General features: G+C 58.3%; 21 protein-coding genes. 11 read left to right on the top strand and 10 right to left on the bottom strand.

The window, feature by feature from the left end:
• The first annotated feature begins 3 nt into the window (after positions 1-3).
• Complete coding sequence (locus HED64_RS01620) at positions 4-1,392, top strand: FAD-dependent oxidoreductase (protein WP_168150366.1); 1,389 nt, start codon at positions 4-6, stop codon at positions 1,390-1,392.
• A gap of 743 nt (positions 1,393-2,135) precedes the next feature.
• Here HED64_RS01620 and HED64_RS01615 read toward each other — a convergent pair.
• From HED64_RS01615 to HED64_RS01605, 3 genes are all read right to left on the bottom strand, one after another.
• A complete protein-coding gene (locus HED64_RS01615) occupies positions 2,136-2,363 on the bottom strand; it encodes a PLDc N-terminal domain-containing protein (RefSeq protein ID WP_132359410.1) in 228 nt (75 codons plus the stop codon).
• 78 nt (positions 2,364-2,441) lie between these two features.
• A complete protein-coding gene (locus HED64_RS01610; protein WP_168150365.1) occupies positions 2,442-2,819 on the bottom strand; it encodes a S4 domain-containing protein in 378 nt (125 codons plus the stop codon).
• Between the two features lie 89 nt (positions 2,820-2,908).
• Positions 2,909-3,265: a hypothetical protein gene (locus HED64_RS01605; RefSeq protein WP_245325592.1), complete on the bottom strand. Its 357-nt coding sequence runs from the start codon at positions 3,263-3,265 to the stop codon at positions 2,909-2,911.
• Between the two features lie 763 nt (positions 3,266-4,028).
• Here HED64_RS01605 and HED64_RS01600 point away from each other — a divergent pair.
• The 4 genes from HED64_RS01600 to HED64_RS01585 all read left to right on the top strand — a co-directional run bounded on the left by HED64_RS01600 (position 4,029) and on the right by HED64_RS01585 (position 8,773).
• A complete protein-coding gene (locus tag HED64_RS01600; protein WP_168150363.1) occupies positions 4,029-6,392 on the top strand; it encodes a Tex family protein in 2,364 nt (787 codons plus the stop codon).
• Positions 6,393-6,496: 104 nt separating this feature from the next.
• Positions 6,497-6,892 (top strand): SdpI family protein, encoded by a 396-nt coding sequence (locus tag HED64_RS01595; RefSeq protein WP_168150362.1) that lies wholly within the window; start codon positions 6,497-6,499, stop codon positions 6,890-6,892.
• A gap of 135 nt (positions 6,893-7,027) precedes the next feature.
• Positions 7,028-7,516, top strand: a complete 489-nt coding sequence (locus HED64_RS01590) for a ferritin (protein ID WP_168151090.1) — start codon at positions 7,028-7,030, stop codon at positions 7,514-7,516.
• A 318-nt stretch (positions 7,517-7,834) separates the two neighbouring features.
• The gene (locus HED64_RS01585; protein ID WP_168150361.1) at positions 7,835-8,773 is read left to right on the top strand and encodes an SH3 domain-containing protein; all 939 of its coding nucleotides are present in this window, start codon (positions 7,835-7,837) and stop codon (positions 8,771-8,773) included.
• Between the two features lie 157 nt (positions 8,774-8,930).
• On the opposite strand, the gene HED64_RS01580 is transcribed toward HED64_RS01585, so the two are convergent.
• Positions 8,931-10,205, bottom strand: a complete 1,275-nt coding sequence (locus tag HED64_RS01580; RefSeq protein ID WP_168150360.1) for an AI-2E family transporter — start codon at positions 10,203-10,205, stop codon at positions 8,931-8,933.
• Positions 10,206-10,369: 164 nt separating this feature from the next.
• On the opposite strand from HED64_RS01580, the gene HED64_RS01575 reads away from it, so the two are divergent.
• A complete protein-coding gene (locus tag HED64_RS01575; RefSeq protein WP_168150359.1) occupies positions 10,370-11,677 on the top strand; it encodes an SH3 domain-containing protein in 1,308 nt (435 codons plus the stop codon).
• Positions 11,678-11,849: 172 nt separating this feature from the next.
• Here HED64_RS01575 and HED64_RS01570 read toward each other — a convergent pair whose 3' ends face one another.
• The 4 genes from HED64_RS01570 to HED64_RS01555 form a co-directional block, all read right to left on the bottom strand.
• On the bottom strand, positions 11,850-13,259 hold the full coding sequence (locus HED64_RS01570; protein WP_168150358.1) for an NAD-dependent succinate-semialdehyde dehydrogenase: 1,410 nt from the start codon (positions 13,257-13,259) through the stop codon (positions 11,850-11,852).
• A 238-nt stretch (positions 13,260-13,497) separates the two neighbouring features.
• Positions 13,498-14,541: an aldo/keto reductase gene (locus tag HED64_RS01565; protein ID WP_168150357.1), complete on the bottom strand. Its 1,044-nt coding sequence runs from the start codon at positions 14,539-14,541 to the stop codon at positions 13,498-13,500.
• Between the two features lie 323 nt (positions 14,542-14,864).
• Positions 14,865-15,023 (bottom strand): hypothetical protein, encoded by a 159-nt coding sequence (locus HED64_RS01560; protein WP_168150356.1) that lies wholly within the window; start codon positions 15,021-15,023, stop codon positions 14,865-14,867.
• A gap of 401 nt (positions 15,024-15,424) precedes the next feature.
• The gene (locus HED64_RS01555) at positions 15,425-16,612 is read right to left on the bottom strand and encodes an acetyl-CoA C-acetyltransferase (RefSeq protein WP_168150355.1); all 1,188 of its coding nucleotides are present in this window, start codon (positions 16,610-16,612) and stop codon (positions 15,425-15,427) included.
• A gap of 52 nt (positions 16,613-16,664) precedes the next feature.
• Between HED64_RS01555 and HED64_RS01550 the strand changes: the two genes are divergently transcribed.
• Positions 16,665-17,456 (top strand): alpha/beta fold hydrolase, encoded by a 792-nt coding sequence (locus HED64_RS01550; RefSeq protein ID WP_132359388.1) that lies wholly within the window; start codon positions 16,665-16,667, stop codon positions 17,454-17,456.
• Between the two features lie 10 nt (positions 17,457-17,466).
• Here the strand turns inward: HED64_RS01550 and HED64_RS01545 are convergent, their stop codons facing one another.
• Complete coding sequence (locus HED64_RS01545; RefSeq protein WP_168150354.1) at positions 17,467-17,994, bottom strand: universal stress protein; 528 nt, start codon at positions 17,992-17,994, stop codon at positions 17,467-17,469.
• A 176-nt stretch (positions 17,995-18,170) separates the two neighbouring features.
• Here HED64_RS01545 and HED64_RS01540 point away from each other — a divergent pair, with 176 nt between their 5' ends.
• Genes HED64_RS01540 through hrpB form a run of 3 tightly spaced genes read left to right on the top strand, consistent with a single transcriptional unit; the run spans position 18,171 to position 22,365 of the window.
• A complete protein-coding gene (locus HED64_RS01540; protein ID WP_168150353.1) occupies positions 18,171-18,941 on the top strand; it encodes an ABC transporter ATP-binding protein in 771 nt (256 codons plus the stop codon).
• A complete protein-coding gene (locus tag HED64_RS01535) occupies positions 18,938-19,672 on the top strand; it encodes an ABC transporter permease (protein ID WP_168150352.1) in 735 nt (244 codons plus the stop codon). Before HED64_RS01540 ends, HED64_RS01535 begins: the two co-directional genes overlap by 4 nt.
• 44 nt (positions 19,673-19,716) lie before the next feature.
• A complete protein-coding gene (gene hrpB, locus HED64_RS01530; RefSeq protein ID WP_342590627.1) occupies positions 19,717-22,365 on the top strand; it encodes an ATP-dependent helicase HrpB in 2,649 nt (882 codons plus the stop codon).
• 668 nt (positions 22,366-23,033) lie between these two features.
• Here the strand turns inward: hrpB and HED64_RS01525 are convergent.
• Positions 23,034-23,864 carry an SDR family NAD(P)-dependent oxidoreductase gene (locus tag HED64_RS01525; protein ID WP_168150350.1) on the bottom strand — a complete coding sequence of 277 codons (831 nt, stop codon included), beginning with the start codon at positions 23,862-23,864 and terminating at the stop codon, positions 23,034-23,036.
• Between the two features lie 272 nt (positions 23,865-24,136).
• On the opposite strand from HED64_RS01525, the gene HED64_RS01520 reads away from it, so the two are divergent.
• Positions 24,137-25,114: an intradiol ring-cleavage dioxygenase gene (locus HED64_RS01520; RefSeq protein ID WP_168150349.1), complete on the top strand. Its 978-nt coding sequence runs from the start codon at positions 24,137-24,139 to the stop codon at positions 25,112-25,114.
• The last annotated feature ends 14 nt before the right edge of the window (positions 25,115-25,128 follow it).

Here is a 25,128-nt window from a genome sequence, read left to right as displayed (position 1 = left end):
ATCGTGACCACTAACGGAAACGTATCGTTCTGGTATGCCGCCGACGGTCTGCCAACACCTCGGCCAGCGCTCGCCGGTGACCTGGATGTGGACGTAGCCATTGTGGGTGCCGGGTATACCGGGCTGTGGAGTGCCTACTATCTGGCGAAAGCCGATCCGACGTTGCGCATTGCGGTGCTGGAATCGCGTTTCGCGGGCTTTGGTGCCTCGGGGCGTAATGGAGGCTGGCTGGCCAATACCATCACCGGCGGTCGCGACGGATACGTAAAAACCCATGGGCGATCACTGGTGGGTGACTTCCAAAGAATGCTCAATGAGACCATCAACGAGGTCATTCGGGTTGCCGCAGTCGAGGGCATCGATGCTGACATTCACAAGGGTGGGGAGCTGCTGGTGGCGCGAAACCCCGCGCAGCTGAACCGTCTGGATGAACTGGCACTGGAGCAACAGAAATGGCCGGAGGATGATGCTATTCGGCTTTCCGCGGACCAGACGGCCCAGCGTATTCATGTCGCAGGGGCCCTGGGGTCCATGTTTATCCCACATTGCGCCCGCATCCACCCGGCCAAACTAGTACAAGGGTTGGCACAAGCAGTGGAGCGCCAGGGTGTGACGATTTTTGAAAACACCATGGTCACGCAGATCAACGCGGGGACACCAAAGCGCACACCGAGCGCGGTGACAGAACGCGGAGTCGTGCGGGCACAGCACATACTGAGGGCCACCGAAGGGTTCACCGCCAATCTGCCGCAGGCACACCGCGACTGGCTGCCGATGAATTCCTCGATGATTGTCACAGAACCACTGGAAGCTACAACGTGGGCAGAAATTGGATGGAAGGGCCGAGAAACTCTCGAGGATCTGGCCCATGCCTATGTGTATCTTCAGCGCACGATGGATGGGCGCATAGCTCTGGGCGGGCGCGGGGTGCCCTATCGTTATGGCTCGCGTACCGACATGGACGGCGCCACGCAGGAGAAGACCATTCAGACATTACGCCGCATCTTGCGCGAGATGTTCCCCGCGGTCGGTGGGACAAAGATCGATCACGCGTGGGCGGGCGTATTGGGAGTTCCACGTGATTGGAAGGCGAGCGTTAACTACGACCGAGCCACGCGGCTCGGCTTTGCCGGGGGATATGTGGGAACTGGTGTCACCGCCACCAACCTCGCCGGACGCACGCTCTCGGATCTTGTCCTGGGCAAGGACACCAAAGAAACGTCCGTGCCGTGGGTCAATCGCAGTGTACGTCGCTGGGAACCTGAGCCACTGCGCTGGCTGGCAGTGCAAGGCATGTACGCGATGTATCACCGGGCCGACGCGCAAGAAGCAGGTGGACGGGGAAACACCGCGTCGATCGCCCGCTTTGCCGACAGGATTTCTGGGCGGTAATCACTGACTCGGTGAAAATATGGGTCAGGGGCAGTCGACCTTGAACAGTTCTAGAACGCTTATTATCCGTTACGCGATGATACGACGAGCGCCTCAATCTCCTGAACACCGTAGACAATCGGAGAAGCAATCACCGGCTGTTGGGAACATCCAAGTGCCACAGCCGCGGGAACTCTGGAAGTTCCGAGCGCGGTTCTTCCCGCAAGCGCTCCTTAGCACATATCGGGTACGGCATTCGCAAGCATCACATCAACAACGTCTGGCCTTGACGACGTCGCGACTCTCACAAGAATCGGCGACAACCGATCGTTCCACTCTGGTACTAGATCTGCAATTGCTGCACAGGAGCCACATCCAGCACTGAGAAAAACGAGGAGAACCGGTCGTCCTTACCCTACATTTTTAGACGCGAAGTCCTTCAGTCACTGCTGACCAATTCTGTGTCGGGAATCTCTAGTCCCATCTCGACTGATGCATTTTCGAGCCGTTTAATCACAGGTAAATCGTTAGCTGGGCCATCCTTTGGTCAGCCTTTCCAGAGTTGGAACTGGGCAATACTTAGCGCAACAATTGCGGTGAACGCGCAACTAAGTACCATCCCCAACATGTCTCCGGTTTCTCTGGTCGCGAGAACTGCGACAAGGCTCGGTCTTCCCAGCCCCCAAAGAACGGTCAACAATGAGGCCAGAAACAGAACACAGTTCTAGGCCCACCCGGAATTTCCTACATTCGAGAAAAGACGCTTACTTAATTTTCCAAGCGCGACCAAAAGCCAAGTAGGCTAATGGGCCGAAGAAATTGATGAAGGTTGCAGCAGCCCAGAGACTTTTGGAACCACGTACATCAGCTGCTGGGCGCTTGACCAAGTCACGTAAGGCAACGAATTGAAGAGCCAGCTGTGCGAGCGCCAACATCGCGATCCTCCAGCGAGCGACAACAGAAAGTTCATTCCAGCTTTTATTCCGAGCCATACTTCTCCTCAGGCTAAATTGCGGTTGTGGCGAATTCCCTTCCACAGATGCGTTACCTTTCCTATCGTAGCTCTCAGGTCAGTGCATCTGTTCGCGAAGCCGTTCCATCTCACGGCGGTCCTTTTTTGTTGGCCGTCCAGCACCTCTATCCCGGACCGGAACCTGCGGAATGAATTCCTTTGGTCTTACCGGAGTGTGGTCGACGTAGCAGCGAACTGCAACATCCGCGCCGACTCTTTTGGCAATCAAGGCTGTCACCTCCAGAATTCTGTCAAATCCGGATTGCCTCACTCGGACGGTGTCACCAGACACGATGATTTGGGCCGCCTTGGCTGGCTTGTCGTTGAGACGCACGTGGCCAGCACGGCAGGCCGTAGTTGCTGCCGATCGCGTCTTGAAGATCCGAATGGACCAGAGCCATGCATCGATTCGAACTGCCTTAGTTTCCTGCTTCACCTCGATAGTCTATCCAGCACTGAGTGCAACTGCGGAGCGGTGCGTCTAGCGGCTCCAAACGGCACGCATTTGGATTTCCCCAATGGTTCCTATACCGATGCGTTTTCGCATGCCGTGATAAGCCGAGCCTGGACGTCGGCAGGTACTTTGTCGCCCGAAGCGGCAACGTCATCCAATGCACTGACAATTTCCTCGGGCAATCCGCCTTCACGAACCGCATCAACCATTGATGTGACGATCTTCAGATCATCTGCATTGACGGTGCCGTCTTTTATCGGAGCGCATACCTGCTTGATGAGTTCCTTCTTCGCGCCGTCGGCTAACTGCGTGGCCGCGGAAGAAGCAGCCGATGAAGCTGTATCGGCAATGCCTGCACAGCCGGAAGTCGCTAGAGCCAGGATGGCGAGGGATGTAGTCAAGGCTTTATTGGAGCGTGAAAAAGTCATGTGATCCATCGTAGTTGTTTGGTGTTGTGAAGATGCTGGGAGGCTGGGCCCCGTTTTCTTGAATTTGGCCGTTGTGATGGTACGACCTTAAGTGCGAAAAAGCCGTGACCGGTGGAATTAATTCAAATCCAAGATGCCCCGAAACCTACAAGGGTGAACATCAGGGTGAAAAGATTCCATTGTTTGACGGGTCATGGACCTTTATGGATACGAATGGTCTGAAGCATGAAACATCTCGTTGGAAACACAGAATTGGGGGCAGTCATGGGGAAACGCAATAATTACGGTAGGACGCCACTCGTTCCAATACTGTGGCAAAACATTGGCCTGGCCGTGTTGGCCGTGGCTGCGATTGGCGCAGCCATTTATCTATTGGTTTCCTGAAAATCCATGGGAAGTGACCGACCAGATTCGAGGTGCCGTGGGGATTGCAACATGAAAAGTTCAAACTAACCCACGAACGCTGGTCGGTCTCTAACTTCTTGCGGCGTCACGTTTGGCAACCACCAATTTAGAAGGTGACGTTCACCCAACAGATTGTCTGAAAACGAAAAAGACTGGCTGTGGCCATCCAGGGTTGGCAAGAATGCCACTTCCCGATTTCGAGCGACGTTGAGAATCATGGGACAAGGAAAGATCGCGGTTGAAGTGCCTCATTGCTCTATCTGGTCACTTTTGGCTCCATCGCGACACGCAACCACCGATATTGCTTTGGGAGCCCAGACGACATGCCAAATACGGCAAACTAGTGTGAGTGAGTCAGATGCGAATAATCCAGACAATTTCCACCGACCTATCCGCCGGGGGAGCATCTGTCGCAGACTGGCAAGTGAAAGCTGCCGTCGAATTGCTGGATGCCGGTTCAACGGTTCCGTTCATTGCTCGATATCGCAAAGAAGTCACGGGCACGCTAGATGATATTCAGCTGCGGTTGCTGGAAGAACGCCTGCGTTACCTACGCGAGCTAGAAGATCGTAGGGAAGCGATCTTGAAGTCCATCGACGAATCAGGGAAGCTCACTGACGAACTGCGGGGAGCCATCAATGCGGCCACCACCAAGTCAGAGCTCGAAGATCTTTACCTTCCCTACAAATCGAAGCGACGCACTCGCGCCCAGATTGCCCGCGAGGCAGGTCTGGAACCCTTGGCAGACTCGCTCATCAACGATCCCCAACAGGACCCGGAATCTCTGGCTGGCACCTTTCTGAATGCCGAGTACGAAGTTAACGCCGCAGCCGACGCACTAGCCGGCGCCCGAGCTATCCTCACTGAGAGAGCTTCGCAGGATCCCGTCTTAGTCGCCGAGTTGCGCGAAAGGCTGTGGAGCCGAGGAAAAATCGCCTCGAAGATTGCCCCAGGTGCTCCAGCCTCGGAAGCCGCCAAGTTCTCGGACTATGAGGACTTCGTTCAGCCCGTTGCCACACAGCCCTCGCACCGCATCTTGGCGCTGCTGCGCGGCGAGCGTGAGGGTGCACTATCCCTGGAACTTGCCGAGGCGGACCCTCGTTCCGAAGAAGCCTTAGCGGAGGCCCGAAGAGGCTATGAAACCGCGGTGGCCCATTCATTGGGGATCAAGGCAGCTACTGATGCGCCGGCCGGAAAATGGCTGGCGCAAACTGTTCGACTGGCTTGGCGCGGACGGCTGCTGGCCCGGATAGAATCCGATCTGCGCACCCGTCTCTTCGAGGCAGCGGAGGAAGCTAGCGTCAAAGTCTTCGCCGCCAACCTACGGGACGTATTGCTCGCCGCACCCGCCGGGAACCGTGCGGTGCTAGGCCTGGACCCGGGATTACGTACCGGCGTCAAGGTCGCTGTCGTGGATGCTACTGGCAAGGTCGTGGACATTTCCACTATTTACCCCCATGCACCAGCCAACAAATGGGACGCGGCCGTCGCCACGTTGGTCAGGCTGGCAGTCAAACATGGCACCGAACTCATCGCCGTGGGCAACGGTACTGCCAGCCGCGAAACCGATAAATTGGCCGGAGAAGTCATTGCCAAACTAACCAACAAGCCGGTCAAAGTCATCGTTTCGGAGGCAGGTGCCTCGGTGTACTCGGCGTCCGCGCTGGCAAGTGCCGAACTGCCAGATCTGGATGTCTCCATTCGTGGAGCAGTTTCGATTGCCCGCCGGCTGCAAGACCCGTTGGCCGAACTTGTCAAGATTGAACCTAAGTCCATCGGAGTTGGCCAGTACCAGCACGATTTGACCCCTGCCAAACTAGACCGCTCGCTGGACGCAGTGGTCGAGGACTGCGTGAACGCCGTGGGCGTTGATGTGAACACCGCTTCGCCGGCATTATTGGCGAGAGTTGCAGGTGTTGGTTCCTTGCTCAGTCGGAACATCGTTGAGCACCGTAACGCCAACGGCCCCTTCGCCACTCGCAGGGCCCTGCTGAAGGTTCCACGTCTGGGGGCCAAGGCCTTCGAACAGTGTGCCGGGTTCTTACGAATCACCGGTGGCAAGCAGCCCCTGGATGCCTCTGCTGTGCACCCGGAGGCTTACGGGCTAGCTGAGCGCTTGCTGGCTGCCGCTGCTTCCAAAGACCAATCCGTTGGTTCGTTGAATGCAGGGGACTTTGTCACAGAACAGTTTGGCCTACCCACCGTCAAGGACGTTATCTCTGAATTGGTGCGTCCTGCCCGCGATCCACGCCCCGACTTCAAGACCGCCAGCCTGAAGGAAGGCGTGGAAAAGATCAGTGATCTTGAAGTTGGCATGATTCTAGAAGGAACAGTCTCCAACGTCGCTGCCTTTGGCGCGTTCGTGGACGTGGGTGTCCATCAAGATGGTCTCGTTCATGTCTCGGCCATGAGCAACAAGTTCATCGCCGACCCACGCGAGATCGTTACCTCCGGCCAAGTTGTTAAGGTCAAGGTCCTTGAGGTGGATCCGGCGCGAAAGCGCATCTCGCTGACGCTTCGCCTGGATGATGAGCCAGGAGCCAAAGTTGAGCGGAACGAACGGTCCTCTCGGCCGCAGCGGGGTGCCGAGCCCCGGGTGCCGAGGACCAACAATGCCCCAGCACGGGGTGCCAAGTCTGCGACGCAGCGGGAAGCCAAGCCAAGCACCGGCGGAAACACCGCTATGGCCGAAGCTCTTCGTCGCGCCGGACTCGGTAAATAGAGGTATTTTCCCGTCTTCCGGACGTGGGCATACCCTTAAAAATGATGACCACGCATGCCTTTCACCGGCATGAACCCAGGAAACTGTAAAGGTCGCGCAAAACCATGAACACCGAACAACTGACATTACTCATCACCACCTTGATCATGGTCGTCATCATGGCCGCAATGATCTGGATGATGAAAGCAGTGGCAAGTGGAGCCATTAAACCGAACCCTTGGGTCGGGCTGCGCACCACGGCCTTGATGCATTGTGAAACGTGCTGGCTTCTTGGACACCATGCAGCGGCCAGCAAAAGCATATGGGGCTTCGCGAGCGCCGCAGTGGTGATGGCCGTCGCGGGGATTGCGACAGTCGCCGTGGAATTGTCGGAAGTCGTTCTGGCAATTGGGTTGATCCTTGGAATGGTCATCATGGTCACGGGATTGATATTGGGGCTGCGGGATGCGAACCGAGCGGTTGCCAAGATTCACGCCGGGGAGCGCATCATCACCGACTAATCTTTGCTACCGAAGATAGGTGAGGATCACCTTCACGGGCCCTTCCTACGAGCGGTAATGTGCCCATATTTACTGCAAGGTAAGTACGGCCATACTTCGGTGACAAGGCACTAAAGAGTGGGTAACGTACTTTCTATGGAACTCAACGGAAAGCTCGCAGACGCATTCAACGACCAAATCACCCTGGAACTTCAGGCTTCGACGGTTTACCGTCAGCTGGCCATTGAAATGGACGTTCTGAGCCTGCCCGGTATTGCCGGCTGGTTCCGCGCCCAGGCCGCTGAGGAACTGGAACACGCAGAGAAGTTCGCCACCCATATGACCGACCGCGGTGCCCACCCGACGATCGGTGACATCACGGCACCTGCGCTGAGCGTATCTTCCGTGTCCGCAGCCTTCGAAGCTTCGCTTGGCCACGAAAAGAAGGTTTCGGAGTCCATTCGAGATCTCTACCGTCTGGCACACAATGAGGGCGACATTGATTCGGTGCCGCTCCTGAACTGGTTCATCGAGGAGCAGGTCGAAGAGGAAGCCACCGTTGGTGGAATCCTTGACCGTGTCAAGATGATCAACAATGATGGCAACGGACTGTTGCGCCTCGACGGCGAATTGTCAGCACGCTAAAAACGACTCTCGTCGCATTGCTCGCGCCACCATGCAAGCGCACGCAAGATGACGATGTGACCAAGGCCCTCGGTATGCAACTGGGGGCCTTGGTCATGTGTGCATTAACATAGGGGAAAGGCATCTTTTGATGCCGGGGTCCGGACCACGTATTTCACGGCGCCTGGACAGTCGGTGGACCTGCGAATTCGTTCCAGCCACTTAGCCATGCTCCGGTCCATTACTCTTTCAGTGAGGTCAATTCCACGTGTCCCCAGTCCGTGCACGCCTGACTTTACGGAACCCCGAAGTGGGCACGGCTACAGCAGTGGTCTCAGCATGAAGAAATTTGATTCAGCTCGCATCTCGCAGGTTCCCGCGCCGGTAGAGACGCCAGGACCGACGCACCGGACCACCGCCGAGCTCAAGTTACGCAAGGGTGCTGGCCGGCACTATGCCACCCAGTACCTCATCGCTGAAAACACCGCGGTGTACCTGCTGCGCACCAATGGGCTATGGGCTAGCGTGCAACACGGCCAGACCTTTGGATGGCTCCCCAGCCAGTGCCTTGAACGCCTTGAAGTCCAGCGCTCCAAGCCTCAGATCCCCGTACGACCGGTGACCGGCAGCATCGCAGCCGGTCCCAGCGCGGCAAGTGCTCCCGAGATCCCGGACGAGGACTTCATTCCGACCCACCGCAGTACCGCGGATCTAAATCTCCGTAAGGGATCCGGTACCAATTACCCGGTGCTGCGTGTCTTGGCAGCCAACATCCAAGTGCGCCAGATCGACGAATTGGGAACGTGGGCCAAGGTCTCGACCGGAAAAGATGTCGGTTGGGTTCCGAGCGCCTACCTAGCGCGAATCAACGTACGTCGCCCCGCCACCGGGATCGAACCGATGTCACCGACGGAATTCACCACCACCGTGCGCCTGAATGTTCGTAAGGACGCGGGGGACAGGTTCGCCGTATTGCGCATCCTCCAGCCAGGAACCCTTGTGAGGGTTAATGGGAAGCTCGGTCCGTGGCGCAGAATCATGTTGGACCAAGAAACTGGGTGGGTTCCCGCAAGCCAGTTGCAATTGCGTTATGTGGTTTCCAAGACCCCGGTTACGGTCGCCGAAACCACGCTGTACCGTGGTGCCTCGGCCAACTATCGAGCCCTGGCTCAGTTGCCTGCTGGTGAGCAACTTGAAGTCATTGCCAGCCGTGGGCAATGGACTAAGGTACGTGCCGGTCGCCTTGAAGGCTGGGTTCACAGCACTCATCTGGGCTAAGCGAATTGTTGGGCCCGCTCCGCAACCGAGATTGGGTCTTAGGTATTCGGTAATAGCCGAAAGAGGCGGTGATCAAAACGCAATGCGTTTTGATCACCGCCTCTTTGGCGTTCGGAGAATTCTAGTTCCGAGCTACTCCAACGTGGTTGGTTAAGCTCTACGCGGTAGCCTCGCGCTGCTCGCCAACGTTTGCTGATTCATGGTCTGTTTTGGCCTCAAGAACTACCGAAGCCGGAGTCGGAATTTCTTCCGGAGTTTTTCCTTCACCAGAAGGGCTCGAACCCGGTGTTTCGGTTCGCTCATCACGATCGGACCAGATCTTGGTGATGGACCAGGCAACAGCCACCAACGGCACGGCCAAGATGGCGCCCACCAGCCCGCCGAGAACCGTACCTGCGGCCAGCGACAACAAGATCACCAGGGCGTGAAGGTTCAATGCGTGGGCCATGACGACTGGCTGCAGGAAGTTGCCTTCCAACTGGTTTACCACGATCACGGCACCGAGGACGATCAGGGCCACCAGCGGTCCGTTGGTGACCAAAGCGATCAACGTGGCCAGAATTCCGGCGAAGGTAGCTCCGACCAACGGAATGAAGGAGCTCATGAACACCACAACACCCAAAGGGATGGCCAGGGGAACGCGGAGGATCAGCAGGGCCGCAGTAATGCCGATGGCGTCAACTGCCGCCACAGTCGCTGTTCCGCGCATGTATCCACCGAGTGTCTCTACCGTGCGTTCACCGGTGGAGAGCCAGCGATGCATTTGGTGATCCGGCATCCACGAGAGGAAGAACTGCCAAATCTTGTCGCCGTCCTTGAGGAAGAAGAACAAGATGACCAGCAATAGCACCAAACCGGTGAAGAAGTTTCCGGCCGCAGACAACCCGTTGAGCGCGCCAGCACCAAATTGCGAGCTTGTGAGGAAGCTCGTGATTTGAGTGACTGCCTGGTCAACCTGATCGCTGGAGATGGTGAGAGGCAGCTGATCCAGCATGCCCTGGAGCTTGCCGAATCCTTCTACTCCCTTATCAACAAGGGTTGGCCATTCTGCCACCACTGAATAGACCAGCGCAGTGCCAATGCCGCCGAGAACCAACAGAGTGCCGAGGAAGACCACCCATGCTGCCAACATCGCAGACATGAACTTGCGCAGCAGCCGTACCAATGGCCAGAGAGCGCAGGAGAGGATCAATGCCAGCAGAATGGGCAGCGCAATGAGGCTGAGCTTTAGTAAGGAAAATACAACCGCAGATGCCAAGACGATAACCACAAGTAACTGGACCGAACGTGTGGCAACGCGGCCAAGTGGGTCGATCCACATCCCTGAGACAGTGTGCCTCGGTGTGGCGGCGACGGGTAGGGTGGCAGCACCTTCGGAAGGCATGGCCGAATCCGGCCGCGCCTTCCTCTTCAGGCGTAGCTTCGGTGACATCAATTGACTCCTTGAAATTGGCAACAGCTCCACTCTATGCACTGTGATGACGGAGTGGATGCCGAACACTACTACTTTGCAAAAAGGTTAGGCTAATAACATCCTAGTGGGCAGCGCATGTGCAGTCGCAGGATGAATCTAAATAGTACTTGTGGGGAACGTAAATGATCTGGTCAAGTTCACGTCCGCAACTCGGGTTCAAGCGGGTAGCGGTGGTTCTATTGGTGGCACCGATAGTTGCACTCGCGCCCTTAGACCCTGTTCAGGCGCAGCAGATTCCTTCCAGCAGCGTTAACGCCGCTGAGTTGATTTCCTCGTTGAAGGAAACAACGCTGCAGTCAGGTTTAACGGTGGCGGCAACAACAGTTCGAACGGTAGAAACCACCACGAACCTGAATCTACGCTCGTCCCCTTCGTCCTCGAGCAAAAAGCTCGCAGTGATGCCCAAAGGCACCGAGCTAAGTGTCAGCGCAACCCATGCTGGTTGGAGCCAAGTGAGGTACGGAGGCAAGACGGGGTGGGCCTCTAACGACTACTTGCGCACTGTCGCCAAAGCCATAAGGGCCGGTGAACTTGGCAAGACTACTGCCGAGCTAAAGTTGCGACAAAATGCGAACACAGTGTCTAAGGTGCTGACCACAGTCCCAAAGGCTGGGATCTTCACTGTCAAAAGAATTTCCGGTGGTTTTGCCCAAATCATTCGGCGTGGCAAAACTGGTTGGGTCCAAAGCAAATATCTTTCAACCGTTGCCCAGAAACCAGGCCGCGAGATTTATATTGATCAAAAATACACCTCAAACCGCGCAGGTCTGACCGATATATACTGGACCAGAGTTTCTGGAGGTGACCTCCGCGAGAGTGTCAACGGGAAAATCCTCATTGGCGATATCCCACGTAATTCGGTGGTTTATCGAGACTTGAAGCTGGAAAAGACTGCGGGCTCCGTTAGCGGTTGGATCTTTGTTCATACTCAGGGCATGACTGGGTGGATGAAAACAAGTCAGATGTCCCGCAAATCGACGGCAACTACGAAGCCAAGCAAATACACGGCAAAGCAGGTACTGGCCCAAACGAACGGGAAGGTTCCGGAAAAGATGCTCGCTGCAATTGCGTGGGATCCTGAAAAAACACTGATCGCGTCACCGGCGCTCAAAGACCTGAATCGGCTTAACGCGGCCTTCAAAAAGAAGTTTGGCAAGAATATTGATATTGACCTGGCCTACCGAACTCGGGCAACTCAGGATGCCTACTGGATAAAGCTAGGCCCATATGTCGCCGCGCGCCCCGGGACATCAAACCATGGTTGGGGTACTGCCATTGATATGCCAGAAACCTATGACTATTCATTCCGGGGCAAATACTTCAAGTGGCTGAAGGCGAATTCCAAGAATTACAACTGGGTGCACCGCAAGATCCTTGAAGAGGAATCACCCTATGCTGAGGCATGGCATTTTGACTATGTAGGACGGTAGCAGAAACGCAAGGAGGGCTGCGGTCGATACGACGAGTGGTGATATCGCCGAGGCAGGGTTGTAGGGGTCTACCCGTGCCGACTCGCTCCAAGTTCTCCCAATAACAGAAGTGGCTGCGGTTTTCATCCCCTAGGGGATGAAAACCGCAGCCACTTCGTCTTAGCTGTTCGAATTAGCCAGCCACGTAGAACAGTCGCTTGTTCACAAACTCATCCATGCCTAGCGGACCAAGCTCGCGGCCGAAGCCTGAACGCTTCACGCCGCCAAACGGCATCTCTGCACCCTCTGCTGATGGTGCGTTGACGTTTGCCATACCCGATTCCAGACCGGCGGCGACCTTGGCTGCGCGGGCTGGATCCGTGGAGAACACAGCGCCACCGAGTCCGTACTGGGTGTCGTTGGCCAAATCGAGTGCTTCCTCATCCGAGGTCACCTTGTAAACAACTGCTACCGGGCCGAAGAGCTCTTCGTAGTAGGCACGCATGTCCTTGGTGATCCCGGTGAGTACGGTCGGCTCGAGGTAGGCGCCCGGGCCCTCATGCAGGGTGCCACCGGCGTGCAGGGTTGCGCCCTTGTCTACGGCGTCCTTCACCTGGGCAGCGAGTGACTCGGCCGCCGCGCGGGAGGACAGCGGGGCGAACGTGCCAGCCACTTCTTCGGCCGGATCTCCCGGAACCAAATCGGTAGCCAGCGCGGTCAGCTCGGAGACGAAGTCATCAAAGATGTCCTCCATGACAATCATGCGCTTATTGGAGTTGCAGGCCTGGCCGGTGTTCTCCATGCGCGTCGCCCATGCGGTCGCCGCATCCGCCTTGATATCGGCAGAGTCGAGAATTACGTACGGGTCAGATCCGCCCAATTCCAGAACTGCCTTTTTCAGGTTTCGGCCGGCCTGCTCGCCGATAATGGCACCGGCGCGCTCGGACCCGGTCAGCGAGACACCCTGGATGCGGGGGTCGGCAATGATCGTGGCGATCTGATCATGGGATGCGAAAACATTGTTGTACACGCCCGCCGGTACACCCGCATCATCCATGATTGCCTGGATGGCCAAAGCAGATCGCGGGCAAGTCTCGGCATGCTTGAGCACAATCGTGTTACCCAGCATCAAGTTGGGAGCCGCGAAACGGGCGACCTGGTAGAAGGGGTAGTTCCACGGCATGATGCCCAACAATGGTCCGACGGGCAGACGCTCAATGATGGCCTTGCCACCGCCGAAGGTCTTAACTTCCTGGTTTGCCGCTAGGCCCGGGCCCTCGGTCGCGAAATACTCGAAGATGTCTTTGCAGAATTCTGCTTCACCCTTGGACTCGGAGAGCGGCTTACCCATTTCCGCGGTGGCGATTGCTGCCAATTCGTCGGCTCGTTCGGCGAATAGCTCACCGACGCGTGCCACGATCTTGGCACGTTCGTTGATGTCGACGTTCTTCCACGCCTGATAACCGTTTTCGGCGGCGGCGAGAGCTTCCTGAATATCGGTGTCGGTGGCCGTGGCGAATTCCTCGAGAATTGCTCCGGTGGCTGGATTGAGGACTCGGTATCCGGGGGCGGTCGGCGTCTGGGCGGTGGAAGTCACGGCCATGCTCCTTCTGGTGGTCGTTAGGCGGCAAAGCTGTATCTTGCGCGCCACGTACCCATCCATCATGTCGCGAAAGTGGCAATTTGTGAAGGCCATCACGCGTCGATCGTAACGATATCCGCCGTAAGCGAATTACTTTTTGTGGTTTTTCGTTGAAAAAAGCCAGAAACCCTACGGAATCATTGTTCGTAGGGTTTCTGGCTGTCGATCTGGCGCCTGCCTAACCGGTGGTCAGCTGAGGCTAGAGGTTGCTGGAGCCCTCGGGAATGGTGATCTTGTTGATCAAATCAAGCTCCTCGGAGGTGAACGAGGTGTTGGTGAGCGCGCCAAGATTCTCGTCCAACTGAGCCGTCGAGGAAGCTCCGATCAGCACCGAGCTCACTCCACCGTCACGCAAAAGCCAGGCGATAGCCAGCTGGGCCAGCGACTGACCGCGGGATTCCGCAATTGCGGCCAAGGCTCGAGCCTTGGCGAAATTCTCCTCGGTGAGGTGCGCTTGTACGGAGTTGCGACCGCCTGCGGGAGTGGCCGAATCATCGCCTAGGTACTTATTGGTCAACAAGCCCTGCGCCAATGGAGTGAAGGCAATAGATCCCATGCCATGTTCACTCAGCGTGTTGAGAAGCCCGTCCTCGACCCAGCGGTTCAGCATCGAGTACGACGGCTGATGGATCACCAGTGGCGTCCCCAACTCCTTGGCCACAGCTGCTGCCTGAGCCGTGCGCTCGGGGGAGTAGGAAGAAATTCCGACGTAGAGCGCTTTACCTTTGCGCACCAAGGTATCAAGTGCGCCGATGGTCTCCTCAATGGGGGTGTCCAAATCAGGGCGGTGTGAGTAGAAGATGTCCACGTAGTCAAGACCCATGCGGGCTAGGGACTCGTCCGCGGAGGCCAAGATGTATTTGCGTGATCCCAGGTTTCCGTAGGGACCCGGCCACATGTCCCAGCCGGCTTTTGAGGAAATGATGAGTTCATTGCGGTAGGCCTTGAAATCGGTGCGCATCATCCGGCCGAAGTTCTCTTCCGCAGAGCCGTACGGAGGGCCATAATTATTGGCCAGATCGAAATGGGTGATGCCGTGATCAAAGGCGTGGCGCAGGATTTCGCGCTGGGTGTCGAAGGGCCGGTTGTCACCGAAATTCCACCAAAGCCCCAAGGAAATCGGGGGAAGGATAAGTCCCGAGGTGCCCACGCGGCGGTAGCCAGTGGATTCATAACGGTCAGCTGCAGCCAGATACGGTGCGTGGGTTTCTGAGATGGGGGAGTACCGGAGTTCTTCGGCCATGGGGTGGGTGTTCTCCTGGATTTCGTGGGGAAAGCGGACAGATGACATTGCGTCCGCGGATCCCATTCTTGCCCCACATTCCCGTCACGTCCACGGTGTTGGGTTTCGGCATGCGATGGCGCGGTCAAATATGCAGCAATGTGACGCGGTTCCGAGTGGACGTCCTAAAGGTTAAAAGTGAAGAACCGGTCGTGACGGCAAAGGAGGTGAAACTCCGCCGCGACCGGTTCTTCTGATCATCACTCGCACCTTGAGAAGGTAATTACTAGCCTAAAATGGGAAGCTGTGTGGAAGCTGGGCGAATGGTGTCATTCGGCTTTGAGTCAGTAATTCGAGGGTGGATCCGAAGCAGGAAAAGACTCGTCTTCCCATTCCTCCACCAGCGCCTCGTCGTGCTCGCTCGATACATGCTCCGGCTTTTCGGTGGGTACTTCTGCTTCTTCTGCTTCTTCTGCTTGGTCGCCGACTGGTTGTTCACTCATCACGCGTGCTCCTTAATCCGTAGAACGTGCGGACTCTTGGCCAGCACAACCGATACCTTCAGTCTGGTCCCATGGGAGTTTATTGTCGAGTGGGCCGATCGTGTCGCCTGCACGAACGAATCTAGAGCCGTCGCTGTCTTATGAAATCGTGCGGCGGAGCAGCGGCCCGTTAACTGGCTGAACGATTCAGCAATCGTGTCGGGTAGCGACTTGTCTCAACCCGTGGCGTTTTCACTAGCTGGTGCCAACCCTGAGCATTAAAAGGATGAGCACCGGTCGGAAGACTGGGGAATCTTTAGTCCGACCGGTGCTCTCATCACTCGCACCTTCATGAGGTATCTATCAATTTATTCGGCGAACCTTTGAGTCGCCTGAAGACGAACAGTTAGTACCTTGTGAAATCAGGCGCGCAAGATGAGCGCGTCACCTTGGCCGCCGCCACCGCAAAGCGAAACCACGCCAGTGCCCGAACCTCGCCTGGCCAACTCCATTGCCTGATGAAGAACCAGACGCGCACCCGAAGCACCTACGGGGTGCCCTAGGGCAATGGCACCGCCTTCGAGATTGATGCGCTCTGGTTCCACACCCAAGTCCTTAGCCGACTGAAGAACCACCGAGGCGAAGGCTTCATTGATTTCGATGAGGTCCACATCTTGGATGGCCAGCTCTTCCTTTGCTAACGCGGCGAGGATCGAGGTGCTCGGCTGGGAATGGAGTTGTCCGTCAGGTCCAGCGGTCTGCCCGTGCGCCCCAATCTCGCACAACCAACTCAGTCCGGCTCGGCGGGCAGCGCCCTTGGATGCGATGATCACGGCGGCCGCGCCATCCGAAAGTTGCGAGGATGAACCAGCGGTGATCGTGGCATCCGGATCCCTAGAAAACGCGGGACGCAGGGACGAAAGCTGCTCTTCGGTGGTTTCGGGGCGCACGCCTTCATCAACAGACACCACCACGTCGGCACCTCGGCGCTGGGCAATCGTGATTGGTGCGATCTGGGCCTCGAAAATCGACCGGGCAGCATCGGCTCGCCGGTGCGATCTAGCCGCCAAGGCATCTTGATCCGAGCGCTTGATTCCGAGTTTGGCGTTGCCCGTCTCTGTAGCCGAACCCATCAACTCACCGGTGAATGGGTCGGCCAGGCCGTCATGGTTGAGCGAATCCTCCATCATCTTGTCGCCCGTCATCATCCCGGACCGCATTCCACGCACCAGGTGTGGAGCGTTTGTCATTGATTCTTGGCCCGCTGCAACGATGAAGTCGGCTTCTCCCGCGCGGATCATCCTGGCGGCATCAATCACCGCCGTCAGTCCGGAAAGGCAAAGTTTGTTGATTGTCACCGTGGGGACATCCCAACCAATGCCGGCCTTCAACGCAGCCTGGCGCGCAGGGCCTTGGCCGGATCCGGCCAGGATGACCTGACCCATGATGACGTGGTTAACATCCGTGACCGAAACCCCGCTACGCTCCAAGGCTGCCGAAATGGCATGGGCTCCCAACTCGACGGCTGAGAGTGAAGAAAGTGATCCGCGGAATTTTCCAAAGGGAGTACGTGCCCCGCCAACAACCACGGGAGTTAGATCATCATTCAAGGCGTTTCCTTCGCTTGGGTAAAGGGAGGTTCTGTGCCATAAGCTCACTCATATGCCCACTGCAGTGAACCCGGTTGATGCCCAGACTATCTACTTCGACACCAGTACCAACGGTGCCCCACCGGTTTTACTACTGCACGGTTCTGCCCTTTCCCGTTCCATCTGGCGCGGGCTGGGATATGTGAAGGCCTTGGAACCGGAATTCGACACCATCAGGATGGACCTGCGCGGTCACGGTCGCTCGAGTAAACCTCACGATCCGGCTTCCTACGCCATGGATTTGGTTGTCGCCGATGTGCTGGCCGTGCTTGAAGCCACCGGCCACCAATCGGTGCACATCGTGGGTTATTCATTTGGCTCAAGGGTCGGTTTGTCTCTAGCGATCAAGTACCCAGCAATGGTGCGTTCCCTGACGATGCTCGGTGGTACACACGCTATCGAAGCTCAACACATCAGTACCCTCTTCTTTGACGGCTATCTTGAAGCCTTAAAAACCGGAACCATGGATGCCTTCGTTGCCGGCATGGAATCAGATGGTGGCAAGCTTGACCCGGCCACTCGCCTGGCCTTTGCCTCCAATGATGCTTTGGCCTTGGCTGCATACTTTGAATCCACTGAAGCGGGAAATGCCGTCAGCGAGATGCTGCTGGCGCAGTTGGCTACTCCGACACTGCTGATGACCGGGACCCGGGATGTGCCACGCATTGACCACTCTCGCACCATGGCCTCGGTCATGCCCAACGCCCGAATGGTGGAACTCCCGGGCCGCACTCACGGAGGCACGCTGTTTCCGCCCGAACCCATTCTGGAGCAACTATTGCCTTTTCTGCGGGTAAACCCGTAGTCCACTTCCGTCAGGGCAGGTAACCGGAATCTGGGCTCTTGGGTTCTTCGGCCGGTGGGATAACCAACACCGGAACTCTGCGGTGGGCCAACAACCGTGCCACCGTGGAACGTTGAAGCCCAGCGACAGTGAATCCGAAGCAGCGTCGCTTGGGAGACCCGATGACCAGAAACGGGGATTGCAGTGCGATGGCGAATTCTTCTAGGGCAGCCACCGGATCACCGACCAGAATGCGCAGGGACCAAGCCACCGGTATCTCGTCCAACGCCGCACCCAAAGCGTTTTGTAGCTGGAGAACCTGTTCGACTCCAAGTTCCTCACGCGCGTCGGGTTCCAGTGTCTCGAAGTTGATGCCGCCGTATTCCCGCCACTCGGAGGTATCCAATCCCGTGACGGTGTAGGCGCAGACCAAGTCCAGCCCGAGCGTGGTTGCCAGCCTTGCGGCTGTATCTAAGACCTCGGGATGCTGGTGGTTGATCACGCCCACGAGAACCGCCGTAGGGGAAGCAGCGCTTGCTTCCGAGTGAAGTTCGCTCATCAGGTTCTCCCGATTCTGAACGGGTCTGTTCCGTGCAGATTCCTTTGAACCAGTATGCGTGGTTCCACCATATGAGCGGTAGTCAATGGCCCTGTGGTCAAGGTGGGAGGCGACCTTCCTACCGGCATTCGGTGCTCGGTCTTGACGGGGCATGAACGCGGGTCAACACTCAAAGAATGGATGACTCGAGCGCAGCGGTCGCAATCGCCGGACTTCAGGTGAAACGTGGAAAGGCACTCGTGTTGCCCCACCTTGATCTACAGGTACCACGCGGGGAAGTGGTGGGATTGTTGGGTCCCAGCGGATGTGGCAAGTCAACGTTGATGCGTTCGATCGTGGGCACACAAATCATTTCCGCTGGTGAAATCACCGTACTGGGGGAGCCCGCCGGATCTGTGGGGCTACGTCACCGCGTGGGCTATATGACCCAGGAAGCAAGCATCTACGACGACATCACGGTTAAGACCAACCTTTCCTATTTCGCCAAGATACTGGGTGCCAGCCCCTCACAGGTCCCCGACATCATCGAACGCACCGATCTGGGGTCGGTGGCAGATTCCATGGCGCGTGATCTCTCCGGAGGCCAACGCAGCAGACTATCACTGGGTATCGCGCTGCTGCGTAACCCCGAACTCTTGGTCTTGGATGAGCCAACAGTTGGACTGGATCCGGTGCTGCGGGTTTCCCTCTGGGAACTTTTTACCGACTTGGCTGCGGGAGGGGTGACCTTGTTGGTATCCAGCCATGTGATGGATGAGGCTACTCGTTGTGGTCGACTGATCTTGATGCGTGAGGGTCGCATTATTGCCAGTGATACCCCGGCTGACCTATTGGAGCGCACCGGAACTTCCACCGCCGAGAACGCGTTTCTGGCCTTGATACAAGGAACAGATGAGGCAAAGCTGCCTCCGGCAGGTAAGCACCGGGCAACAGGGGCGACAGCATGAAACTCTCGAGAATCCTTGCTACGGCAGCACGGGTACTGAACCAGGTACGCCACGACCACCGCACGCTGGCCCTTCTCTTGTTGGTCCCCGCACTGCTCGTGGGGCTGGTCGCTTGGATCTTTACCGATACCCCGGTCTTTGCGCGCATTGGCCCGGCGATGATTGCACTCTTCCCCTTTATCGTGATGTTCCTCGTGACTTCCATTGCGACCCTGCGCGAGCGGCGCAGCGGCACCCTAGAACGATTACTATCACTGCCTATGGGTAAGGCCGACTTCATTTTGGGCTATGCGCTGGCCTTCGGGCTGTTGGCCATTGTGCAGACAGGGATCGCGGTGGGATTCGCCGTGTGGGTTGCGGGGCTCGAGGTCAGTGGCAACGTGGGCCTACTCTTTATGGTGGCCATCGCCGACGCGTTGCTGGGCACCGCATTGGGGTTGCTCGCCAGCGCCTTTGCCCACAGTGAATTCCAGGTGGTCCAATTTATGCCTGCCCTAGTCTTCCCGCAGATCTTGCTCGGTGGGATTTTCTTGCCGCGCGAGCAACTGCCCGCGGTACTTGAAGCCATTGGGGATGTGTTGCCGCTGAGTCACGCTATTGATGCCTTGACCGCCGTGGCCAACGGAGATACAGATGCCGGATACATCTGGGTGCGCATCGGGTTCATTGCCGCATGGATCTTCGGCGCCATCATTATCGGTTCACTGACGCTGCGTCGCCGAACACCCTGAGTCCGCGGCGCCGGCGTGGTGCCGAAGGCTGGATAATGGGGCTGGTGAGCGAGCAAGCATTCAACAAGTCTTTATCCCCAGCGATAACGCCCTTTCATCTAGAGAAGATCTCCGCAGGGCTGGTCTTTGCCGGGTCGCTGCCCGAACTGGAAGCGGTACTTCAGGCCGGGGGAGATGCCGCCACGGCGCTGATCCAGGCACCTCCCGGAACGGGTAAGACCACGTTGGTGCCACCATTGGTGGCCAATGTTGCTGCAGCACGGGCAGGTTCCCCGGTGCGCATCATCGTGACCCAACCGCGCCGCGTGGCAGCACGCTCGGCAGCCAGACGTCTGGCCTCGCTAGATACCAGTGGGCCGGGGTTGAAAGTGGGATTCACCGTCCGTGGTGAGAACACCACGGGTTCGGGCACCATCGTGGAATTTGTGACCCCCGGGATCCTGTTGCGTCGGCTCTTGGCCGACCCTGGGCTGGAGGGCATCGCAGCGGTGATCATTGATGAGGTCCACGAACGTGGCCTGGAAACCGACCTGCTGCTCGGCATGCTGCGCGAGGTCCATGAGCTGCGCGGGGATCTAATGCTGATCGCCATGTCGGCAACTCTTGATGCGCCACGTTTTGCTCAATTGCTCGGCAACGCGGATGGCACAGGCCCTGCTCCGGTCATTGATTGTCCCTCGGCACTTCACGAACTTTTCATCCAGTGGGAGCCTGTTGCCGCCCCCAGATTGACTGACCGCGGGGTCTCGCGGACCTTCCTGACCCACGTAGCCGCCACGGCAGCCTCAGCTCACGCCCAAGCGCTACAGTCCGATCCCGGCATCGACGCCCTCGTCTTTGTGCCAGGGGCCTGGGAAGTGGCGGAGGTCGCCGCGCAGATCCGCACCCGGGCACCGGGGACCGAGGTTTTGGAGCTCCACGGGCAGATCACCGCCGCTATGCAGGATAGGGCGGTCTCCGGGCGGGAACCCGGCGGACTCCCACGCATTATTGTTTCCACCTCCCTGGCAGAATCCTCACTGACCGTCCCCGGAGTGCGCTTGGTCATCGATTCGGGCCTGGCCCGCGAACCACGCCGGGACGCGGCACGCTCAATGAGCGGACTGGTCACCGTCTCGGCCTCGCGGGCTTCCAGCATCCAGCGCGCGGGACGTGCTGCCCGTCAGGGGCCGGGACGCGTGGTGCGTGCCTTTGCCGAAAAGAGCTTTGCCGCTGCCCCCGCGCACGCCCGGGCCGAAATCACCGTCGCCGATTTGACCTCCGCCGCACTGACCCTAGCCTGCTGGGGTGCCCCGGGCGGCGCCGGTCTACACCTTCCGGAGGCACCGCCAGCCTTGAGTCTGCAAGCTGCCACCGTGGTGCTTGAACACCTCGGTGCCATTGACGCTTCGGGGCACGCCACCGCGCTGGGTAGGCGGCTGGCAGGGATTCCAGCGGACCCACGCTTGGGCCGTGCGTTATTAGATGGAGCCCCATTGCTGGGGAACAACACCGTGGCACAGGCCGTGGCCCTGCTCGCCGGGGACTACCGCGCCCAAGGCGCAGACCTAGGCGCATTGCTCTTAGCCTTGCGCAATGGGGGACACCCACAATCTGTTATCTGGAAGCGTGAAGCGGCACGCTTGGAATCCCTGATCAAGCGAGCCGCACCGGCGGCGGGCTCTGTAGCGCCGAGTGATCGCAGTCTTGTCGCGGGATTGGAATTGGGCACCGTGGTAGCGCTTGCCTACCCCGGTCAGGTGGCACGCCGGGTGCAACACGCAGCTGGCGCCACGTACCTCTTGGCTTCGGGAACTCGTGCCGGGCTACCAGCAGGAAGCCCGTTGGCTCACCACCCCTGGATTGCCGTGGCCGAGGTAGCCCGTGCCGCCGGCCGTGACGCGGCGGGTACCGGGGCGCTAATCCGTGCCGCAGCACCACTGGATGAGTCAGTTGCCCTATTGGCCGCCGCGCACCTTGAAAAAACCGAAGTCACCACCACCTTTGCCCGGGGCAAGCTCAACGCCCGAAAGGAACACCGCCTAGGTGCCATCGAACTAGCCAGCACACCGGTGGCTCCAACCCGTGCGCAGGGCAGGGCCGCGGTGCTTGATGCTCTGCGTGAAAACGGTCTGGGGATGCTCAGCTTCTCCGAGAGTGCATCCCTGCTGCGTAGCCGCCTAGCCCTGGTGCACCGCATTCTTGGTGACCCGTGGCCGGCAATGGATGACGTATCGTTGCTGGCGGATGCCGCGACCTGGCTGGCCCCGGAACTTGAGGCGCTCGCCGGCGGAAAGTCTCCCGGATCCTTGAATCTAACCGACGCCCTGCGCCGGTTACTTCCCTGGCCCGAGGCCAGTTCCATGGATGAATTGGTGCCGGAGCACCTCACGGTACCCAGTGGTTCGAGGATCCGCATCAGCTACCCATCCGTGGAGGAGTCCGAGGCTCCTCCCGTGGTGGCCGTGAAATTGCAGGAATGCTTTGGGCTGGCGATTTCACCTGCATTGGTCAAAGGCCGGGTTCCGATCCTCTTCCATCTGCTTTCCCCGGCGGGGAGGCCGCTGGCCGTCACCGACGATCTGGCCTCTTTTTGGTCCGGTCCCTATGCGCAGGTGCGTGCCGAAAACCGAGGAAGGTATCCTAAGCATCCTTGGCCCGAAGACCCTTGGACTGCTCCAGCAACTCGACATGTCAAGAAGCGGATGGGCTAGCAAGTACGCACGGGGTTTTCTCACACATCGTGTGGGAAAACCCCGTACTGAGAATCCGCCCGCAGGGATGGACTCTCAGGTGCGAAGGAGTCACACTCCTTCTGTGGGAGACATCCAGTTTGGGGCTGGTTGCCATCCCGGTGCAGGTTTGGTGCCTGGGGGGCGCCCTTATCCGCCTTTTGATCCTATTTTATGCGAAGGGTGGATATTGAATCCAGCATCATAACGTTCCGGTAACGGTATTTTTCGTTCTCAATAAAGCAGAAGCTGTTGGGTATTTGTACAAGAAAAATATCGTCATAGGAAGTAGCGTTTTTTCCAGAAATAAGCGTGCCTAAAAAACGAGGTGAGCATGCTGACGCGACGAAGGAAAACACGTCCAGAGTGTTCGAGATGGGGCACGTTGAGAAAATCATCGTCATGACCTGTGCCGCGGAGGCCACCCTGAAAGTTGTTTTGAACCACCGCTGACCGCGCCGCTTACCCCGCCGGTAGTGGCCGAAAGAACAGACGGTCAGCCATACAGCCTCAGTGTCTCTGTCGACATGTACCCGGTCGGGAACCAAGGACCAAACCTCCCTACGGGCAACACTCAGGTGGAAAATCCCGGCAAGTGCCAGAAATAAATTCATGACAATGCCTGGAACCCGGCGACCGGCAGCCGGGGATCAACCGATCTGCAGTAGTTTCTGGCTCCGGTTCCAGAGTTCTGCGCAGAGCGATGCATCATTGGCCTGCGGGTTGGTTACGGCGACCTTGCGGCGCGTGAAGAATTCACCGGAGGGCCAGGTTTTCCCATGGTCCTGCGAAGCGAGCCAAATCAGCGTATCCGCGCCCTTCCGCGGGCTTGCGAGGAACTTGGAGATGAACCAATTGCCGTAGATGCTTTCCATGGATGCGCCGGGTGCGCGGGAAAAGCCGGTGCTGACAATCCCCGGGTGGAAGGACGCTGAGACCAGTCCCTGCGGCCCGAAGCGGCGTTGCAGTTCTCGCGTGAACATGATCTGTTCGAGCTTGGCATTTCCATAGGCGCGCTTGGGATCGTAATAACGCTCGGCGTTCAGGTCGGAAAGATCCACGTTGCCGTAAAGCCGGTTGGCCACGCTCGAGGTATTGATGACCGTAGCGCGAGAGGCGACGAGTCGGTCCAGTAAAAGATGGCTAAGGAGAAACGGGGCAAGGTAGTTGACCTGGAAGGTCATCTCGAACCCGTCGGTGGTCTCCTGGCGCGCGGGGGTGAAGATGCCGCCGGCATTGTTGGCTAGGACGTCGATGCGCGGATACTTTTCCAGCAGCAGTGCCGCCAAATTCCGGACCTCGCCTAGATCGGAGAAGTCAACGAGGAAGTAATCGGCGTTGATTTCCCGGGCGACGGCAGCAGTCCTTTCCTGGTTCCTGCCCACGACGACCACTTCATGGCCTTGGCGGCCGAGCGCGCGTGCGGCCTCCGCTCCGATTCCATCACTTGCCCCGGTGATAATGATCGTTTGTCGTCGCATGTGTGTGCCTTTCGCCGGGGGAGCGGGGTAAGAACCCCGCTTCGAAGCCTACGCGTCCGGCCGGCGGTGCGTGGCCGTACGTATGCCGGAGCGGTCCGTGGCAAGGATCGTGCTTCCTGATGCGCCGGATTCTCGAACGCACTTCCACCACCGGACCCCATAGTCGGCTCTGGGTCCGATCACAGCTCTGGCAAATCCGGGCCACCTAATGTATTTATCAATTGACAAGGTGCCCCCTAGGGGGCGCAACCTAGAGCTTAGGACCCCATCACATGGCCATCCAGCACACGAACCCCTCGTCCACCTCGGGACACCCGAGCTACCGGGGCCGGGCGCTGCCGCGGCCCGACGAAGACCTCGAGGACCAGGGGTTGGGCTTTGATGTCCAGACGCTGCTCGGGCGCCGCACCGCACTGAAGGCCTTCGGCGCCAGCGCATTGGTCTTCACCCTGGCGGCGTGTAATGCCACCGGCAACTCGAGTGCCTCCAGCTCGGCCTCCAGCTCATCCACCGGCACCGCTTCCGGGGAAATCCCCGATGAAACCGCCGGTCCCTACCCCGGCGACGGCTCCAACGGGCCCGACATTCTGGAGCAAAGCGGCATTGTGCGCAGTGACATTCGCTCCAGCTTCGGGGACGCCAGCGGGACCGCCGCGGGAATCCCGATGACTATTGAACTGAACATCAAGGACATGGCTAATTCCTCGGCGGCCTTTGCCGGGGTGGCCGTCTACGTCTGGCACTGCGACCGGGAGGGAGACTACTCCATGTATTCCGCCGCTGTTGAGGAGGAAAACTACCTCCGCGGTGTGCAGGTGGCCGATGCCAATGGCACGGTGCGCTTCACCAGCATCTTCCCGGCTTGTTACACCGGTCGATGGCCGCATATCCACTTTGAGGTTTACCCGGACGCCGCATCGATCACCGACGCCACCAATGCCATTGCCACCTCTCAGGTGGCGTTGCCGAAGGATGTTTCGGAGGCCGTTTACGCGACCGCCGGCTACGAAACCTCGGTGCGGACTTTGGCCCAGGTATCTCTGGAGAGCGACGGCATTTTTGGCGACGATGGCGGTGCCAGCCAGCTGGCCACCGTTACCGGGGATACGGGCTCCGGCTACACGGTGGTTCTGGATGTTGGTGTGGATACTGCGACAACTCCCGCCGCTGGCGGCATGGGCGGTGGCGGCGGGATGGGCGGCGGAACTCCTCCTAGCGGCGCACCGGGCGCTCCGGACTCCAGCAGCTAGCCCCACCAGCAAAA

It is taken from the genome of Paeniglutamicibacter terrestris (genome assembly GCF_012271785.1).
GTDB classification, from domain to species: Bacteria; Actinomycetota; Actinomycetes; order Actinomycetales; family Micrococcaceae; genus Paeniglutamicibacter; species Paeniglutamicibacter terrestris.
Note: the sequence above shows the minus strand (reverse complement) of the source record. Positions and strands in the feature narration are given on the sequence as shown.